Genomic DNA, 17132 nt, shown 5'->3' with positions numbered 1-17132 from the left:
GGTCCAGTCCAGGGAGAAACGAGAATGAAGCTTGTTCGTTATGGCGAGAAGGGTGCGGAAAAGCCCGGCCTGATCGACAAATCCGGCCAGTTGCGCGACCTGTCGGCGCATGTGAAGGACCTGACCGGCGAGGCCTATGCGCCCGAGAGCCTGAAGAAGCTGGCGGCGCTCGATCCCGCCTCGCTGCCCGCCGTCTCCGGCAAGCCGCGGTTCGGCGCCCCCGTCACCGGCATGTCGAAATTCGTGGCGATCGGCCTCAACTACAGCGACCACGCCAAGGAGACCGGCGCGGCGATCCCGAGCGAGCCGATCATTTTCATGAAGGCCAACACCTCGCTGTCCGGCCCGAACGATCCCGTCGAGAAGCCGCGCGGCTCGACCAAGCTCGACTGGGAGGTCGAAATCGCCGCGATCATCGGCACGCGCGCAAAATACGTCTCGGAAGCCGACGCGCTCAACCACGTCGCCGGTTATTGCGTCTGCAACGACGTCTCCGAGCGCGCCTTCCAGATCGAGCGCCTAGGTCAGTGGACCAAGGGCAAGTCGCACGACACGTTCGGCCCGCTCGGCCCCTGGCTCGCCACCAAGGACGAAATCAAGGACGTGCAGAACCTGCCGATGTGGCTCGACGTCAACGGTCAGCGCCGCCAGACCGGCTCGACCAAGACCATGATCTTCTCGATGGCCAAGTGCATCTCCTACGTCTCGCAGTTCATGACGCTGCTGCCGGGCGACATCATCACGACGGGCACCCCGCCCGGCGTCGGCCTCGGCATGAAGCCGCCGACCTTCCTCAATGTCGGCGACGTCATCACGCTCGGCATCGAGGGCCTCGGCGAGCAGCGCCAGGAGATCGTCGCGGCGTAAGCCGCGATCATCACTGCCGCCACACCGTCATTGCGAGCGAAGCGAAGCAATCCACTAATCCATCCGCGGAGACAGTCTGGATTGCTTCGTCGCAAGTGCTCCTCGCAATGACGAAGCAAAACTTTTATTTTTTGGATACTCGCCATGAAGCTCACCTTCTCCCCCGCCTCGCCCTTCGCCCGCAAGGTGCGCATCGCCGCGATCGAGCTCGGGCTGATCGACAAGATCGAGTTCACGCCGGCAGCGGTGGCACCGGGTCAGGCCAACGAGGACTATTCGCGCATCACGCCGCTGAAGAAGCTGCCGGTGCTGATCACCAATGATGGCGATGTTATTTTGGACTCCTACGTCATCGTCGAATACCTCAACGAGATGGCCGGCGGCAGCCTGATCCCCGACTACGGTCCGCGGCGCTGGAAGGCCAAGACCAATCATGCCCTGATCAACGGCATGCTCGATTCCATGCTGCTGTGCCGCTACGAGAAGATGGTGCGGCCGCAGGGCCTGCAATGGCAGGCGTGGTCGGACGACCATTGGAACCGGGCCTGGACCGGCATGGCGCGCTTCGAGAACATGCCCGATGTCCTCAACGGCCCGTTCGACATCTCGCAGATCGGCCTGGTCTGCGTGCTCGGCTATGCCGACTTCCGCTTCGCCGAATGCGGCTGGCGCAAGGCCTATCCGAAGCTCGACGCCTTCCACCAGAAGATGCTGGAGCGGCCCTCCGTGAAGATTTCGGTGCCGCCCGCGGCATAGTATCGCGACGGCGGAGAGGATGATGCACGATCGCTTCGCCCGCCTCGGCATTCTCGGCGCGAGCCTCGTGCTCGCGTTGACCGTCTCAACCACTTCCGTGCAAGCCGACGGCATGGTGCCTGGACAGCGAAACCTCGCCTGCGAACCGCCATCGTCAACCGACGACGGCTGGACGGCTGCGTCGCCCGACAGCGTCGGCATGGACGGCGCGCAACTCTGTGGCATCGCTGCACGACTCGGGCAACGCGCGACTTCGGTCCATTCGGTTGTCGTCGCGCGCCACGGCAAGCTCGTCTTCGAGCAATACTTCGCCGGCTACGACCAACCCTGGGGACAACCGGAAGGCCAGCGCGAATTCACCGCGACGACAAAGCACGACATGCGCTCGGCATCGAAGAGTGTCGTTTCGCTGCTCGTCGGCATCGCGCTCGATCGCAAGCTGATCGAAGGCGTCGACGAACCTGTGCTCAGATTCTTCCCCGACCATCAGGCTGTGAAGCAGGCGGGCTGGGAGGCTATTACGCTGCGCCATCTGCTGACGATGTCCTCGGGAATGAAATGGGACGAGGCGCGGGCCTGGACGGATCCGAACAACGACGAGCCGCATCTCGGCTTTGAGGTCGATCCGATCGGCTATGTGCTCGCAAGGCCCGTCGCCGCGCCGCCGGATGTGCTCTGGACCTATAATGGCGGCGGGACTGAACTGCTCGGCAACATCCTCGAACGCGTCTCCGGCAAGCCGCTGGAGACGTTTGCGCGCGAGGTGCTGTTCCAGCCGCTCGGAATCACCGATTTCGAGTGGAAGGCCTATTTGAAGAACGGCAAGATCGCGGCGGCCGCCGGCCTGCGCTTGCGTCCGCGAGATGCCGCCAAGCTCGGCCAGCTCGTGCTCGATCGCGGCCGGTGGAACGGCCAACAAATCGTCTCGGCCGATTGGATTGCACAATCGATCGCACCGCGGTTCCAGGCGATCGGCTATTTCGGCGGCACGCTGTTCTACGGCTATCAATGGTGGATGGGCCGCTCGCTGGCCAGCGGGAGGGAAATCAAATGGGTTGGCGCCTTCGGCTGGGGCGGACAACGCATTTTCATCGTGCCCGAGCTCGATCTCGTCATGATGACCACCGCTGCCCAATACGGCCAGCCGAAGGAAGGGCTGGCCGCGATCGACGTCCTCTCCAACATCGTCATTCCGTCCGTGCGTGATGCACGGTGAGTGCAAGGAAGCGAGCATGAGCCTGAAATACGCGATCGGCGATCTCACCATCCATCGCATCATCGAGCAGGAGACCTCGTTCGTCCCGGCGCTGGAGATGCTGCCGGGACTGACACCGGAGCTGCTGGCCGAGAACCGGGCATGGATGAGGGAGGCGAAAGCCCTGGATGACAGCGACACATTGATGCTGTGCTTCCAGTCCTACGTGATCAAGACGCCTCACTACACCATTCTGGTCGACAGCTGCATCGGCAACGACAAGCCCCGGCCGCAGCGGCCGAAATGGAACATGAAGACTGATGATGCCTATCTGCGCGGTCTCGCCGCCGCAGGTTTCTCGGTCGGCGACATCGACTTCGTGATGTGCACGCATCTGCATGTCGATCACGTCGGCTGGAACACGCGGCTGGAGAACGGCCGCTGGGTGCCGACCTTCCCGAAAGCGCGCTACGTCTTCGCCAAGCAGGAGTTCGATCACTGGAGCGAGCAGAACGCGAAGGCGGAGGTGCCGCCCTTCGCCGACAGCGTGCTGCCGGTGGTCGAGGCCAAACGCCACGAGCTCGTCGGCAACGATCACCAGATCGGCGATCACGTCCGCATCCTGCCGACGCCGGGCCATACGCCGGGCCATATCGCCATCACGATGGGCCGCGGCAAGGACGAGGCCGTGTTCTCCGGCGACCTCATGCACTCGCCGTTGCAGATGCTCTATCCGGAGCTGTCGGTCAAGTTCGACCTCGATCAGGCCATGGCGGCAACGACGCGCCGCAGCTTCCTGGAACGCTATTGCGACACCGACACGCTGTGCTGCACCGCGCATTTCCCATCGCCGTCGGTGGGAAAGATCCGGCGCAAGGGCAGCGGGTTCGTCTGCGCGGCGGTGTGATCTAGCCGAGATGCCGTAGGGTAGGCAAAGCGAAGCGTGCCCACCATGCCAAACGCGTTGTAGAATGATGGTGGGTACGGCGCGCGAAGCACGCGTTTGCCTACCCTACGATTCCACCCGTGTGGAGAAAGCAATGACCGACCTCCCCGACATCCCGCTGCCCGCCGGCATCCGCTCACGCTATGTCGACGACATCAACGGCCTGCGCATGCACGTGCTGGAGGCCGGCTTCGAGACCAAGGGCCGGCCCTGCATCCTGCTGCTGCACGGCTTTCCGGAGCTCGCCTTCTCCTGGCGCAAGGTGATGCCGGCGCTTAGCTCGGCCGGCTATCACGTGATCGCGCCGGACCAGCGCGGCTATGGCCGGACGACGGGATCGAGCGCGGAGTACGACGGCGACCTCGCGCCGTTTTCGCTCTTCAACCTGGTGCGGGATGCGCTCGGGCTGGTGTCGGCGTTCGGATACAGGCAGGTCGATTTGGTCGGACATGATTTCGGCAGTCCGGTCGCGGCCTGGTGCGCGCTGATGCGGCCTGACGTATTTCGTTCGGTGGCGATGATGAGCGCGCCGTTCGGCGGAGCGCCGCCGCTGCCGTTCAACACGGTCGACACGCCGGCAAAGCCACCGGCCGAAGACCCCGTGCATCGCGAGCTCGCCGCCTTGCCGCGTCCGCGCAAGCATTATCAGTGGTACTATGCGACACGTCCGGCCAATGCCGACATCCACCGCGCGCCGCAGGGCGTGCATGATTTCCTGCGCGCCTACTATCATCACAAGAGCGCGGACTGGACCGACAACAAGCCGTATCCGCTGAAATCCTGGTCGGCGAACGAGCTTGCGAAGCTGCCGACCTATTATGTGATGGACCTGAACGAGACCATGGCCGAGACGGTCGCGAAGGAGATGCCTTCGCCGGCCGCAATCGCCGCCAATCAATGGCTGCCCGACCGCGAGCTCGCTTACTACAGCGCCGAATATGGCCGCACCGGATTCCAGGGCGGCCTGCAATGGTATCGCTGCGGCACATCGGGTGCATTCAACAGCCAGCTCCAATTGTTGGCCGGCCGCAACATCGACGTTCCCTCCTGCTTCATCTCGGGCAAGCAGGATTGGGGCACCTACCAGCGTCCCGGCGTGTTCGAGGCCATGCAGGCGCGTACCTGCACGAAGCTGCTCGGCTGCCACCTCGTCGACGGCGCCGGTCACTGGGTGCAGCAGGAGCAACCGGCCGAGGTGAGCCGTCTGCTGCTCGATTTCCTGGCGAAGAGCCGCGGCGTGGTTTGACCCGGGAACTTCGGCGTCCTATATAGTTTAGAACTATTCTAAACTATATAGGCAGGGTGGCCGTGAAGAATTTTGCCGATCTGACCGAACGCGAAGTGCTTGCTGTCGCGATCTCCTCCGAGGAGGAGGACAGCCGCATCTATATGAGCTTCGCCGAGGACCTGAAGGAGCGCTATCCGGACTCGGCCAAGATCTTCGAGCAGATGGCCGAGGAAGAGCGCGGCCATCGTCACATGCTGCTGGAAATGTACGAGCAGCGTTTCGGTCCGCATTTGCCCCCGATCCGCCGCGAGGACGTCAAAGGCTTCCTGCGCCGTCGTCCGGTCTGGCTCACCAAAAACCTGCCGCTCGACACCGTCCGCAGGGAAGTCGAGACAATGGAATTGCAGGCCGAGCGCTTTTACGTGAAGGCCGCCGAACAGGCGCAGGATGTCGGCGTGCGCCGCCTGCTCGGCGATCTGGCCGAAGCCGAGAAAGGCCACGAAGAGGTGGCCGCCAAGCTGACGGACCAGATCCTGAGCTCAGACGTGCGCGCCGAAGAAGACCGCACCAACCGGCGCATGTTCGTGCTGCAATATGTGCAGCCAGGTCTCGCCGGCCTGATGGACGGCTCCGTCTCGACGCTGGCGCCGCTGTTCGCGGCTGCGTTCGCCACGCATCAGAACTGGCAGACATTTCTGGTCGGCCTCGCCGCCTCGATCGGCGCCGGCATCAGCATGGGTTTTGCGGAAGCGCTGTCCGACGACGGCTCGCTGACGGGTCGAGGTTCACCCTGGCTGCGAGGTCTCACCTGCGGCTTGATGACGACGCTCGGCGGGCTTGGGCACACCCTGCCCTATCTCGTGCCCGATACCTGGTCCAACGCATTCTGGATCGCGACCGGAATTGCCGGAATTGTCGTGTTCTTCGAATTGTGGGCGATCGCCTTCATCCGCGCGCGCTACATGGACACGCCGTTTCTCCAGGCCGTGTTCCAGATCGTGCTCGGCGGCGCGATCGTGCTGGCGGTGGGGATTTTGATCGGAGCGGCGTAGGACGTTGTCATGCCCCGGCTTGACCGGGGCATCCAGTACGCCGCGACCTCTCCGTATCCGATCTGCGCCGGTGGAATACTGTATCGCCCGGTCAAGCCGGGCGATGACTGCGAATGGTTGCTTGGCTCACCGCGTTCCGTCTTGCTCACATGTCAATCGCGATCAAACGGCGGTTGCGGTGCTGGGCCAAACTGCGCATCATCGTTCGACAATAAGAACAGGAGATGCGCCATGGCCAAATCCGAATGGAGCTTCAAGAGCGCGGTCGCGCTGTCGGCCGCGTTGACCGCGAAGAAGGTCTCGTCGGTCGAGCTCACCCGCGATGCGATCGACCGCATCGAACGGCACGACGGCAAGGTCAACGCGATCTGCGTGCGGGATTTCGACCGTGCGTTGGACGCCGCACGCGAGGCGGACGCCGCATTGGCCCGCGGCGAGCGCAAGCCGCTGCTCGGCCTGCCGATGACGATCAAGGAATCCTTCAACATCGCCGGCCTACCCACGACCTGGGGCTGGACGCCGCAGAAAGATTTCAAGCCGGCGGAGGACGCGCTGTCGATCGCCAGGGTGAAGGGTGCCGGCGGCGTCATCCTCGGCAAGACCAACGTGCCCGTGGGATTGGCGGATTGGCAGAGCTACAACGAGATCTACGGCACGACGAACAATCCATTCGATCTCGGCCGCACGCCGGGTGGCTCGTCGGGCGGCTCGTCTGCGGCGCTGGCGGCAGGCTACGGACCACTCTCGCTCGGGTCCGACATCGGCGGCTCGCTGCGCGTGCCCGCCTTCCATTGCGGGGTTTATGCGCACAAGCCGACCTACAATCTCTGTCCAACGCGTGGCCACACGCCGCCGCCGTTTCCAGCCATCCCGATGGAGCGCGATATGGCGGTGATCGGTCCGATGGCGCGCAGCGCCGTCGACCTGCCCCTGCTCCTGGATGTGATGGCAGGCCCCGATCCGTTGGACCTGGGCATCGGATACAAGCTCGCGCTGCCGGAGGCGCGACACCGTGCGTTGAAGGATTTCCGTGTGCTGGTGATCGACAGCCACCCGCTGCTGCCTGCGAATGCCGACATTTGCACCGCGATCGAGAAGCTGGCGAAACAATTGGCGGGAGCAGGTGCGAGCATCACACGTGAAAGCCCGATGTTTCCTGACTTCACGGAAGCCTCCCGCCTCTACATGCGCATGCTGATGGGTTTTCTCGGCGCCTTCTTTCCGCCGGACATTCTCGCCGGCGCGCGTGCCGGGGCAGCGCAGCTCTCACCAGAAGACAAGAGCCTTGCTGCCGAGCGGCTGCGCGGCATGACCAGCACACATCAGGCCTGGGTGTTCGACGAGGGCGCTCGCGCCGGCCTGCGCGCGCAATGGCGGCAATTGTTCAGGACATTCGATGCGGTGATCTGCCCGATCATGCCGACCCCGGCCTATCCGCATGATCATTCGCCGGAGCAGGAAAAGCGCCGAATCAACATCGATGGCAAGGACCACGCCTATCCGGACCAGCTTGCGTGGCCCGGCATCGCCACGCTGACAGGACTGCCGGCAACGGCCGTTCCGCTCGGTCTGTCGAAGGATGGCCTGCCGGTCGGCGTGCAAATCATCGGGCCCTTCCTCGAGGACCGCACACCGCTGAAGCTCGCCGAGCTGATCGAACGCGAGTTCGGCGGGTTCGTGCCGCCGCCCTTGTTCAATGACTGAGAGAAATCTCATGAACAACGACCTCGAACAGCTCACCGCGCTCAACCGCGACTATGTCGCCTCGGTGCAGAATTGCGACGTCAAGCGCTTCGACGAAATATTGGCGCCGGAGTTCTACTGCTCCAATCCCGACAAGACGCTGGTCGATCGCGAGGCCTTCCTGAAGCAGACGGCGCGGCCGATTGCGATCTGTGACCTCAGGGCACACGAGGTCATCATCCGTATTATGGGCGATTTCGCCATCATCCATGCGGCAACGAGCTACACCAATGCGGACGGCCAGCAGGCCTCCGGGCGATATACCGATTGCTGGGCGAAGAAGGACGAGACGTGGCTGGCTCTGTCGGCGCACGTGTCGCGGTAGGGAGCGCGTCAGACTGCACATTCTCCGGGACAGCCAGATATCCGGGAGACCGCGAGGTCACCGCCCCAGATTCTTCAGCAGCAATTTCAGCGCTGTCGCTGCAAATATCTGCATATTGGCGAAGCGGTCATTGTCGCCCGTCTCCAGCGTTGTCACCTCGACTGCGGGCCCGGCGACCGCCATGCAGCTGTGGCCCGCCGCATCGCCGTAGCGATTGCCGGTGGGACCGGACGCGCCGGTTTCGGACAGGCCCCAGTCGCAGTTGAAGCGGATGCGCATCCGCTCGGCCAGCAGTTGCGCGTAGGGCTCCGACGAGGAACGAAAGCCCTTCATTCCTTCGTCCGAAATATCCATCAGCACGCGCCGGGCATCGCGGGTATAGACCACGGCGCCGCCGAGGAAATAGGCGGACGCGCCGGGGACCGCGAGAAGGCTGGCCGAGATCAGTCCGCCGGTCGAGGATTCCGCCACGGCAATGGTCTGTTTGCGCGCGATCAGTTTTGCGGCGACCTGTTCCGCAATGCTAACGAGCTCTTTCATTCCCTGACCCCTTATGCCTTCGCAACCGAGCTCGGCCTTTCTAGCATATGACAGCGCCGTTGGCCGAGTTGCAGCCAACGGGCAGGCCTGCTTGAATGGCGGCCAAAGGCGGAGCGGCCAAGCGCCGCCCGCGAGACGACGCGACGAGGAAACGTGAAGGACACGTCATGGCGTCCCTGATCGCCGGCGGGGTGGATTGCGATGTGCATCCGGCCGTGCCGCATCTGACCAGCCTGCTGCCCTACCTGAACGACTATTGGCGCGATCAGGTGACGACGCGCGGCATGGTCGATCTCATCTCGCAATCCTACCCGCAAAACTCGCCGATCACGGCGCGGCCCGACTGGCGCCCCGAAAGCGGCAAGCCGGGCGAGAGCCTAGCGGACATGCAGCGCCATGTGCTCGATCCCTTCCGGCTCTCGCATGCTATCTGCAATCCGCTTTATGGCGTGCAGATGGTGTTTTCAGAGGATCTGCAGGCCGCCTTCTGCCGCGCACTGAACGACTGGCTCGCGAAGGAATGGCTCGATCGCGATCCGCGGCTGCGCGGCTCGATCGTGATTCCCACCCAAAGCGTCGAGAAGGCCGTCGCCGAGATCGAGCGCTGTGCGACGGATCGCCGCTTCGTGCAGGTGCTGATGCTGGTGATGGGCGACACGCCGCTCGGCAAGCGCGCGCTCTGGCCGATCTACGAGGCGGCAGAACGGCTGGAACTTCCGATCGGCATTCATGCCGGTTCCGCCTATCACAATCCGCCGACGGCCGTGGGCTGGGGGTCCTACCACATCGAGGATTATGCCGGTCAGGCCCAGGCGTTCCAGACCCAGCTCACCAGCCTGATCGTCGAGGGCGTGTTCGCCAAATATCCACGCCTGAAGATGGTGATGCTGGAATCTGGGGTGTCCTGGATCTCCCCATTTCTGTGGCGCCTGCACAAGTTCTGGCGTGGGGTGCGGATGGAGACGCCGTGGGTCGATCGCGCACCGCTGGACATTGTGCGCAGCAACATCCGGTTCTCGTTACAGCCATTCGATGCACCGCCGGATGAGGCGACATTAATTCGCCTGTTTGATCATATGCAGTCGGACGAATTGGTCGTATTCTCCACCGACTATCCGCACTGGCAGTTCGACGGCCAGGAGGCGCTGCCCGCAGGTCTCACCCCCGATCTCGTGCGCAAGATCATGATCGATAATCCGCATGCGACCTATCCCCGCCTGACTTAGCCGCTGCCAAAGGAGGCAAGGCGATGAATATTCAGTTCCGCGAAAGCTCCGAAGCCGCTTCCCCACTGGCCGTCAAAACCGCGATCGCGGACTGCGACATCCATCCGGCACGCGCGACCCGCGCCGAGCTCTATCCCTATCTGGCCAAACGCTGGCAGCATCATCTCGAAGTCTACGGCGTCCATGCCTATCAGGGCATGATGGAAGGTCCGCCCTATCCGAAGGCCCAGCCCAACGCCTCGCGCCGCGACGCCTATCCGCCGGAAGGCGGGCCGCAGGGCTCCTCGCTGTCCTTCATGCAGAAGCAGTTGCTCGATCCCAACAACGTGCAGCTCGGCGTGCTCAATCCGCTCAACACCGGCCAGGGCATCCGCAATCACGAGCTCTCGGCCGCTTTGTGCTCGGCGATCAACGATTGGCAGATCGACAAATGGACCAGCAAGGACAAGCGGCTGAAGGCCTCCATCGTCGTCGGTAATGAGGACGGGCTGTCGGCCGCAGCCGAAATCCGCGAGCGCGCCGGCGACAAGAACTTCGTGCAGGTGCTGCTGCTCAGCCGCAATGTCGAGCCGCTCGGCCAGCGCCGCTACTGGCCGATCTATCAGGCCGCGGAAGAGGCCGGCCTTCCCGTCGGCGTCCACGCCTTCGGCTTCGGCGGCAACCCGATCACGCCGTCGGGCTGGCCCTCCTATTACATCGAGGAGATGGTCGGCCACTCCCAGTGCCAGCAATCGGCGCTCGCGAGCCTGGTGCTGGAGGGCGTGTTCGAGCGTTTCCCGAAATTGAAGATGGTGATGATTGAGGCCGGCTTCGGCTGGGCGCCGTCGCTGGCGTGGCGACTCGACAAGGTTTGGCAACGGCTGCGCAGCGAGGTGCCGCATGTCAAACGGCCGCCGTCCGAATATATCCGCGAGCAGGTGTGGTGGACGACGCAGCCGATGGAGGATCCGGAGCGGCGCGAGGATCTGTTCGACGTCATCAAGTGGATCGGCTGGGACCGGCTGCTGTTCGCCACCGACTATCCGCACTGGGATTACGACGAGCCCTCGCGCGTGCTGCCCGCAGGCGTCAACGACGATGATCGCGAGGCCTTCTATCTGGGCAATGCGAAGAAGCTGTACGGGATCGCTTGATGGCGCGGCATGTGATTGCCGCGGCCGATGAGCTTCCGCCCGGCACGCGAAAATTTTTGGAGATCGACGGACGGCCGATCGCAATCTTCAACATCAAGGGTGAATATTTCGGCCTGATGAACCGCTGCCCGCATCAGGGCGCGGCGCTGTGCGAGGGACCCTTGATCGGACTCGCGCAATCGACCGATCCGGGCGAGATCGAATACACCAAGCTCGGCGAGATCCTCCGCTGCCCCTGGCACGGCTGGGAGTTCGACATCCGCACCGGCCAGTCCTATTGCGACCCCCGCCGCTTCCGCGTCAAGGCGTACCCGGCCCATGTCGAGCCGGGTGCGAGCGTGGTGAAGGGGCCGTATGTCGCCGAGACGATACCGGTGAAAGTCGAGAGCGACTACGTCGTGGTGGACCTGTAGCGAAGCAGACGGCGCGGAATTGCGCCGGCGATCTCAAGCTTTATTCTGCGTTGCCGCGATCATCCAGTCGCGGAATGCGGCGAGCTTCGGCGCCTCGCGGCGGCCCTCCGGCGCGACCAGGTAGAAGCCGGCATCGGCCGGCAGCGCGATCTTGAACGGGACCACTAGTCGCCCCTTGGCAATGTCGTCCTGAACGTAGGAGGTCCGCCCCATCGCCACGCCGATGCCGTCGATCGCGGCCTGAATGGTCATGAAGATCATGTCGAAGGTGATGCCGGGCTGCCTGGCGATGTCGGCCGGCTGACCCGCCGCCGTCAACCACAGCCGCCAGTCGTCGCTGTTGGCATTGGAGGTGTGCAGCAGCATGTGGCTCTTGAGGTCCTCGGGACAGCGCAACGGCTTGTCACCGCGCAGCAGAGACGGGCTGCACACCGGAAACAGCTCGTCCGCCATCAGCCAGTCGGCGCGCAAGCCCGCCCACTGGCCGCGCCCGTAACGGATCGCGGCATCGACATTGTCGCGCTGGAAGTCGACGAGGCTGGTGGAGGTGGTGATGCGGACGTCGATGCCGGGATGGTGCTCCTGGAAATCGGTCAGCCGCGGCAGCAGCCATTTTGCGGCCAGCGAAGCCAGCGTCGAGACCGTCAGCACCTTGTCATCGTCCTTGCGCAGCAGCCGGTCGGTGGCGAGACGTAGGTCGTTGAAGGCGGCGCGGACGCCCGGCAGATAGTCGCGCGCCTCCGGCGTCAGCGTCAGCGCGCGGTTCTGCCGGACGAACAGGCGGATGCCGAGCTCCTCCTCGAGCCTGCGGATCTGATGGCTGATCGCGGTCTGGGTCACGTTCAGCTCGGACGCCGCCAGCGTGAAGCTGAGATGGCGCGCGGCGGCCTCAAAGGCCCGCAATCCGTTCAGGGAGGGCAATCTGGCAGTCATACGGCAGCAGGATACATGACGTTATTTCATGCGAAAGAGTACAAATTGTCGTTTGTCGCAGTGCACCCGTAAGCAGATATTAGCGGTCAACTTAGCTCCAGGAGCTGACAATGTCTACTTTGACCCAGAATTCGATGACAAATCATCATGCGCCAGGGCTGATCCACCAGATCGGCGAGACCCTTCACATCTGGCACGAGCGCTACCGGACCCGGCGGGAGCTCACCAACTGGTCCGCGCGCGACCTTCAGGACGTCGGGCTGTCCTGGAGCGATGTGGCCTACGAGGCCGACAAACCCTTCTGGCGGGCCTGATTGGCCGCCAGGCCGGCGCCGCCTGACTGTGGGGGCGCCGGCGGTCCCTTTTCCCTTTGGTCCCCTTGGGGGCGCGTGTCATGAGCACCCTTCGCCTGGAAGATCTGAAGCAATATTCGGACACGCTGCGCACGCGACACGGCGAGGCGCTGCGCGTTCGCTTCGTCGAGCCGCGCGACACCGAGGAGCTCCAGCACTATTTTCGCTCGCTCTCGACGCGGTCCCGCTACAACCGCTTCTTCGGCGCGATCAGCGAACTGCCGCAGGGCCTGCTGCACGAATTCCTTCAAATCGGCGAACGCGAACGTTTCACCGTGGTGGCGACCATGATGGTCGACGGCTTCGAGACCATCGTCGCCGAAGCGCGCTATGCGCTGCATGCCGAAACCGCGACGCTTGAATTCGGCCTGTCGGTTGCCGACCGCTGGCAGGGCCACGGTATCGCCACCGTGCTGATGAAGAATCTTGAATGCCGCGCCGCCGCGCTTGGCGCCGACCACATGTTCGGCGACACGTTGCGCTCCAACGCGGCCATGATCTCGCTCGCACGCAAATCGAGCTTCGCCTTCGTCAAACATCCTGACGACTGGAAGCTGGTGCGCTTCGACAAGGAGATCTCCGTCGCACCGAAAGACATTCCTTGCGCGAGCTGGCGTCTCGTCGCCCTTTCCCGTCAGGCCGATAGCCCCTCAGCCTCGGCCTGACTCCACTCGTGCCCGGCCTGGCGAAACCAGTGCCGGGCATTTTTTTCGCCCCTACTTCCCCGTGAACACCGCCTTGCGTTTGTCGATGAAGGCCTGCACCGCCTCCTTGTGGTCGGCGGTCGTGGTCAGGCGGACCAGACGCTCGGCTTCGTGGTCGCGCGCGGTCTCGAAGTCGAACAGCAGGGCCTCGTCGAGATTGTCCTTCATGTAGCGCAACGCGAGGCGCGGACCTCCGGCAAGGGATTTCGCCAACGCAAGGGCCTCTGCCTGCAATTTATCGTCGGGCACCACGCGGTTGACGAGACCGATGGCCTCGCACCTGACGGCATCGACCCGATCGCCGGTGAACAGCAGCTCGCGCGCCCGCGCGGTGCCGACGAGGCGCGTCAACAGCCACGCGATGCCATAGTCGCCGCTGAGCGCAATGCGCGCATAGCCGGTGGCCACGAAGGCCGATTGCGCGGCAATGCGGATGTCGCAGGCCATGGCGATGGCGAGCCCCGCGCCGACCGCCGGCCCCGGCAGCGCCGCGATCGTCGGCTTGCGCACCGACACCAGCGCGCCGGTGAGCAGGCGCTGCCGCTCCTGGAGATCGGCGACCTTATCGTCAAAGGACATTTCAAGCTTCTTCGGGTCGCGATGCGCGCCCATGCCCTTGACGTTGCCGCCCGCGCAGAACGCTTCGCCCGCGCCGGTGATCAGCAGCGCGCCGACATCGGGGTTCTCGCCGCAGGAGCGGATTATCGTGCGCAGCGCCGGGGTCAGCGCGTCCGACAGCGAGTTTCGCGCCTCGGGCCGGTTCAGCGTGATGACGGCGACGCGATCGCGGATCACGCAGAGGAGTTCATTGGTGCCGGTATCGATGGTGGTTTCCGTGGTCATGCCGCTCCCTCTCTTTCGTCATTGCGAGGAGCGAAGCGACGAAGCAATCCAGCCTTTTTCAGTGGCGGCATTTCTGGATTGCTTCGCTTCGCTCGCAATGACGGTCGTTGTGAATTTATCGCCTTCAAAACTTCTCCACCCAGGGCCGCAGCTCCAGCTCCCAGCTCCAGGCGCTGCGCGGCTGCTGCAACACGTTCCAGTAGCTCTCCGCGATGGCATCGGGATCGAGCATCGAATCCGGCTTCTCCGGCGCTTCCGCGCGCGCTACGCTCCTGATGCCGCCATCGATCACGAAATGCGCGACATGGATGCCTTGCGGCGACAATTCGCGCGCCATGCTCTGTGCGAGCCCGCGCAGTGCGAACTTGCCCATCGCGAACGGTGCGGACTGCGCATAGCCCTTGACGCTGGCCGAGGCGCCGGTGAACAGGATCGCGCCGTGCTGGTTCGGCAGCATGCGCCTGGCCGCCTGCTGCGCCACCAGGAAGCCGCCATAGGCACTGACCGCAATGGCGTTCGCCACGTCGGCCGGAACGAGATCGACGAACGGCCCGCGCGCGCGGCCGCTGGCGTTGTAGACGACCAGGTCGGGCGTGCCGATCTCGCGTTCGACCAGGCCGAACAGGCGCTCGACCTCATCAGGGTCTGTGGCGTTGCAGGCATAGGCCTTGGCGCCAGTCTCGCTGCAGAGCGCGCCGAGCTTCTCGATTTTTCGAGCGGCCAGTGCGACGCGGATGCCCTGGGCGGACAGCAGCCGCGCCAGCGATGCGCTCAGGCCTTCGCCGGCGCCGACGATGAGGGCGATCTTGTATTTGGGGTGTTCCATGACGTGATCTCTCGAAGACGGGAAGCCGCTGATCTATGCACGGTCCGCGCGGACAACCAGCCAGGACGATCACAATTCCGCAGAGCGAATTGCTCCCACGCGGCGATCATGCCTCCCTGACAATTTGCGGCTTTATCCGCTTTCGCGACTGGAGCATGATCGACATCATCCCAAGCGGCAAGCGCCAAATCAGCGCAAAGTGACCGCAAGGCGGAAACGAAGAGGACGATCATGCACAAGCCGGCTCCCGCGCAGGCAAAACAGGTCGCGGCCGCGCCATCCGGACTGCTGGCTCCCGATACCACCGGCATGAATTTCTACCGCGCCGATCAGGCGCTCACCGATCTCCTGCGCATTCATCTGCCGGACACGCTATTCCGTCACATCGAGCCGCATCTCGATCGCCTGGGTGAACTCGCCGGCGGCGTGCTCGATGAATGCGCGCGGCTCGCCGACCGGCACACGCCGGTGCTGCACCAGCGCGACAAGTTCGGCTGCGACGTGCAGTGGATCGAATACCACCCGGCCTATCGCGAGCTGGAGAAGGCAGCCTTCGGCGAGTTCGGCATCCACGCGCTCTCGATCCGCAAGGGCATCATGGGCTGGCCGGACAAATATCCCGTCGTAGCCAAGCACGCCTTCACGTTCCTGTTCAACCAGACCGAATTTGGCATGGGCTGCCCGATCAACGTCACCGACGGCTGCGCCAAGCTACTCGCGAATTTCGGCAGCGACGCGCTGAAGGCGAAATATCTCGACGGCCTGACCCAGACCGACATGAGCAAGCTGACCCAGGGCGGCCAGTTCATGACCGAGAAGGAAGGCGGCTCCGACGTCGGGACGCTGACCACGACGGCGGTGCAGGAAGGCGACCATTGGCGCCTCACCGGCGAAAAATGGTTCTGCTCGAACGCCGACGCAAAAGTCGTGATGCTGCTGGCGCGCCCCGAAGGCGCCGGCCCCGGCACGCGCGGAGTCGGCCTGTTCCTGATGCCGCGCTTCCTGGACGACGGTTCGCAGAACCACTACCGGATCGTGCGTCTGAAGGACAAGCTCGGCACGCGCTCGATGGCTTCGGGTGAGATCAAGCTCGAAGGCGCGATCGCCTACGCGGTCGGAAAGCTCGATCGCGGCTTCGTGCAGATGGCCGAGATGGTGAACTCGTCGCGGCTTTCAAACGGCGTCAAATCCACCGCGCTGATGCGGCGGGCCTACCATGACGCGATGACGGTCGCCAAGAACCGAGTGGTGTTCGGCAACCGCATCATCGACCTGCCGCTGGGCCGGCGCCAGATGCTGAAGATCATGCTGCCGGTCGAGCAGGCGTTGTCGATGAGCTTTCTCACCGCGGACGCGCTCGACCGCGCCGAGGCCGGCAGCCAGGATGCAGCCGCACTGCTGCGCATCCTGACGCCGACCTTGAAATTCCGCGCGACCCGCGATGCGCGAAAGGTCTGTGGCGACGCGCTCGAGATGCGCGGCGGCATCGGCTATATCGAGGAATTCGCGACCGCCCGCCTGCTCCGCGACGCGCATCTCGGCTCGGTCTGGGAAGGCACCGGCAACATCGTCGCGATCGATGCGCTCCGGCGTGCGGTCGGCCGCCACGGCGCCGAATCCGCGCTCGCCGCCGATCTGCACGCCCGCCTTGATGACAGCCCCTCGGTGCCACAGGCCTGGCGCGACCGGCTCCGCGGCCTCACCGATCGCGCGGTCGGTTTTGCGCGCGAGGTCGCGGCCAAATCCGAAAACGAAGCCGATGCGCGCCGCGCCACCAGCCTGCTCTATCATGTCGCCAGCGCCGTTGCGCTCGCCTGGGAGGCGCATCGTATTCACGGCATGCGTGGCGATGCGCGAAGGCTGTTGTTGTCGCGGCTGGTGATCGATCACCGGGTGTCGCCGAGCGATCCGTTCCGGCTGACGGAAAATGCCGTGCAGCAGAAGATCGCCACGCTGCTGCTCGGCGACCGCGCAGCTGATATGAGCGAGGTTGGCGAACTGGTCTTGGCGGCGTAGGCTGCACCCACGTTCAAAGCAAAAAAGGCGATA

18 protein-coding genes are annotated in these 17132 nt (G+C 64.1%); 14 read left to right on the top strand and 4 right to left on the bottom strand.

The features are described from left to right. Positions 1–24 precede the first annotated feature (24 nt). From IVB45_RS03160 to IVB45_RS03125, 8 genes are all read left to right on the top strand, one after another. A complete protein-coding gene (locus IVB45_RS03160) occupies positions 25–867 on the top strand; it encodes a fumarylacetoacetate hydrolase family protein (RefSeq protein WP_247362885.1) in 843 nt (280 codons plus the stop codon). Positions 868–1011: 144 nt separating this feature from the next. Further along, positions 1012–1623, top strand: coding sequence for a glutathione S-transferase family protein (locus tag IVB45_RS03155; RefSeq protein WP_247362886.1), 612 nt, complete (start codon positions 1012–1014; stop codon positions 1621–1623). Positions 1624–1642: 19 nt separating this feature from the next. Beyond that, complete coding sequence (locus IVB45_RS03150) at positions 1643–2839, top strand: serine hydrolase (protein WP_247362887.1); 1197 nt, start codon at positions 1643–1645, stop codon at positions 2837–2839. A 16-nt stretch (positions 2840–2855) separates the two neighbouring features. Beyond that, positions 2856–3725 carry an MBL fold metallo-hydrolase gene (locus tag IVB45_RS03145; protein WP_247362888.1) on the top strand — a complete coding sequence of 290 codons (870 nt, stop codon included), beginning with the start codon at positions 2856–2858 and terminating at the stop codon, positions 3723–3725. Positions 3726–3858: 133 nt separating this feature from the next. Then, positions 3859–5010 (top strand): alpha/beta hydrolase, encoded by a 1152-nt coding sequence (locus IVB45_RS03140; RefSeq protein ID WP_247362889.1) that lies wholly within the window; start codon positions 3859–3861, stop codon positions 5008–5010. 62 nt (positions 5011–5072) lie between these two features. Next, complete coding sequence (gene mbfA / locus IVB45_RS03135; protein ID WP_027570114.1) at positions 5073–6044, top strand: iron exporter MbfA; 972 nt, start codon at positions 5073–5075, stop codon at positions 6042–6044. 231 nt (positions 6045–6275) lie between these two features. Continuing rightward, complete coding sequence (locus tag IVB45_RS03130; RefSeq protein ID WP_247362890.1) at positions 6276–7748, top strand: amidase; 1473 nt, start codon at positions 6276–6278, stop codon at positions 7746–7748. Positions 7749–7758: 10 nt separating this feature from the next. Continuing rightward, the gene (locus IVB45_RS03125; RefSeq protein ID WP_247362892.1) at positions 7759–8112 is read left to right on the top strand and encodes a nuclear transport factor 2 family protein; all 354 of its coding nucleotides are present in this window, start codon (positions 7759–7761) and stop codon (positions 8110–8112) included. A gap of 57 nt (positions 8113–8169) precedes the next feature. Here IVB45_RS03125 and IVB45_RS03120 read toward each other — a convergent pair whose 3' ends face one another. Further along, positions 8170–8652: a CinA family protein gene (locus tag IVB45_RS03120; protein ID WP_027570111.1), complete on the bottom strand. Its 483-nt coding sequence runs from the start codon at positions 8650–8652 to the stop codon at positions 8170–8172. A 167-nt stretch (positions 8653–8819) separates the two neighbouring features. Here IVB45_RS03120 and IVB45_RS03115 point away from each other — a divergent pair, with 167 nt between their 5' ends. The 3 genes from IVB45_RS03115 to IVB45_RS03105 are packed head-to-tail and all read left to right on the top strand — an operon-like array spanning position 8820 to position 11424. Then, positions 8820–9878: an amidohydrolase family protein gene (locus IVB45_RS03115; RefSeq protein ID WP_247283339.1), complete on the top strand. Its 1059-nt coding sequence runs from the start codon at positions 8820–8822 to the stop codon at positions 9876–9878. Between the two features lie 23 nt (positions 9879–9901). Next, positions 9902–11011, top strand: a complete 1110-nt coding sequence (locus tag IVB45_RS03110; protein WP_027570109.1) for an amidohydrolase family protein — start codon at positions 9902–9904, stop codon at positions 11009–11011. Then, positions 11011–11424, top strand: coding sequence for a Rieske (2Fe-2S) protein (locus tag IVB45_RS03105; protein ID WP_027570108.1), 414 nt, complete (start codon positions 11011–11013; stop codon positions 11422–11424). Before IVB45_RS03110 ends, IVB45_RS03105 begins: the two co-directional genes overlap by 1 nt. Before the next feature lie 33 nt (positions 11425–11457). Here the strand turns inward: IVB45_RS03105 and IVB45_RS03100 are convergent, their stop codons facing one another. Next, positions 11458–12357, bottom strand: a complete 900-nt coding sequence (locus IVB45_RS03100; RefSeq protein ID WP_027515345.1) for a transcriptional regulator GcvA — start codon at positions 12355–12357, stop codon at positions 11458–11460. Positions 12358–12467: 110 nt separating this feature from the next. On the opposite strand from IVB45_RS03100, the gene IVB45_RS03095 reads away from it, so the two are divergent. Together IVB45_RS03095 and IVB45_RS03090 are read left to right on the top strand one after the other, a co-directional pair. After that, entirely contained in the window at positions 12468–12671 is a 204-nt protein-coding gene (locus tag IVB45_RS03095; protein ID WP_247362894.1) for a DUF1127 domain-containing protein, read from the top strand. 80 nt (positions 12672–12751) lie between these two features. Further along, positions 12752–13375: a GNAT family N-acetyltransferase gene (locus IVB45_RS03090; RefSeq protein WP_247283337.1), complete on the top strand. Its 624-nt coding sequence runs from the start codon at positions 12752–12754 to the stop codon at positions 13373–13375. A 51-nt stretch (positions 13376–13426) separates the two neighbouring features. On the opposite strand, the gene IVB45_RS03085 is transcribed toward IVB45_RS03090, so the two are convergent. Beyond that, positions 13427–14257, bottom strand: a complete 831-nt coding sequence (locus tag IVB45_RS03085; RefSeq protein WP_027570104.1) for an enoyl-CoA hydratase — start codon at positions 14255–14257, stop codon at positions 13427–13429. A gap of 124 nt (positions 14258–14381) precedes the next feature. Next, complete coding sequence (locus IVB45_RS03080) at positions 14382–15083, bottom strand: SDR family NAD(P)-dependent oxidoreductase (RefSeq protein ID WP_247362896.1); 702 nt, start codon at positions 15081–15083, stop codon at positions 14382–14384. 231 nt (positions 15084–15314) lie between these two features. Here IVB45_RS03080 and IVB45_RS03075 point away from each other — a divergent pair, with 231 nt between their 5' ends. Next, positions 15315–17099: an acyl-CoA dehydrogenase family protein gene (locus tag IVB45_RS03075; protein WP_247362898.1), complete on the top strand. Its 1785-nt coding sequence runs from the start codon at positions 15315–15317 to the stop codon at positions 17097–17099. Positions 17100–17132 lie beyond the last annotated feature (33 nt).

Source organism: Bradyrhizobium sp. 4 (genome assembly GCF_023100905.1).
Classification (GTDB): domain Bacteria; phylum Pseudomonadota; class Alphaproteobacteria; order Rhizobiales; family Xanthobacteraceae; genus Bradyrhizobium.
This window is presented reverse-complemented; position numbering and strand designations above follow the sequence as displayed.

Excerpts from the sequence above, each read along its gene's own strand:
- IVB45_RS03105 (WP_027570108.1), top strand. The coding sequence starts at position 11,011 with ATGGCGCGGCATGTGATTGCCGCGGCCGATGAGCTTCCGCCCGGCACG.
- IVB45_RS03075 (WP_247362898.1), top strand. The coding sequence starts at position 15,315 with ATGCACAAGCCGGCTCCCGCGCAGGCAAAACAGGTCGCGGCCGCGCCA.
- IVB45_RS03120 (WP_027570111.1), bottom strand. The coding sequence starts at position 8,652 with ATGAAAGAGCTCGTTAGCATTGCGGAACAGGTCGCCGCAAAACTGATC.
- IVB45_RS03155 (WP_247362886.1), top strand. The coding sequence starts at position 1,012 with ATGAAGCTCACCTTCTCCCCCGCCTCGCCCTTCGCCCGCAAGGTGCGC.
- IVB45_RS03145 (WP_247362888.1), top strand. The coding sequence starts at position 2,856 with ATGAGCCTGAAATACGCGATCGGCGATCTCACCATCCATCGCATCATC.
- IVB45_RS03130 (WP_247362890.1), top strand. The coding sequence starts at position 6,276 with ATGGCCAAATCCGAATGGAGCTTCAAGAGCGCGGTCGCGCTGTCGGCC.
- IVB45_RS03110 (WP_027570109.1), top strand. The coding sequence starts at position 9,902 with ATGAATATTCAGTTCCGCGAAAGCTCCGAAGCCGCTTCCCCACTGGCC.
- IVB45_RS03140 (WP_247362889.1), top strand. The coding sequence starts at position 3,859 with ATGACCGACCTCCCCGACATCCCGCTGCCCGCCGGCATCCGCTCACGC.
- IVB45_RS03150 (WP_247362887.1), top strand. The coding sequence starts at position 1,643 with ATGATGCACGATCGCTTCGCCCGCCTCGGCATTCTCGGCGCGAGCCTC.
- IVB45_RS03100 (WP_027515345.1), bottom strand. The coding sequence starts at position 12,357 with ATGACTGCCAGATTGCCCTCCCTGAACGGATTGCGGGCCTTTGAGGCC.
- IVB45_RS03080 (WP_247362896.1), bottom strand. The coding sequence starts at position 15,083 with ATGGAACACCCCAAATACAAGATCGCCCTCATCGTCGGCGCCGGCGAA.
- IVB45_RS03125 (WP_247362892.1), top strand. The coding sequence starts at position 7,759 with ATGAACAACGACCTCGAACAGCTCACCGCGCTCAACCGCGACTATGTC.
- IVB45_RS03115 (WP_247283339.1), top strand. The coding sequence starts at position 8,820 with ATGGCGTCCCTGATCGCCGGCGGGGTGGATTGCGATGTGCATCCGGCC.
- IVB45_RS03160 (WP_247362885.1), top strand. The coding sequence starts at position 25 with ATGAAGCTTGTTCGTTATGGCGAGAAGGGTGCGGAAAAGCCCGGCCTG.
- IVB45_RS03095 (WP_247362894.1), top strand. The coding sequence starts at position 12,468 with ATGTCTACTTTGACCCAGAATTCGATGACAAATCATCATGCGCCAGGG.
- IVB45_RS03090 (WP_247283337.1), top strand. The coding sequence starts at position 12,752 with ATGAGCACCCTTCGCCTGGAAGATCTGAAGCAATATTCGGACACGCTG.
- IVB45_RS03085 (WP_027570104.1), bottom strand. The coding sequence starts at position 14,257 with ATGACCACGGAAACCACCATCGATACCGGCACCAATGAACTCCTCTGC.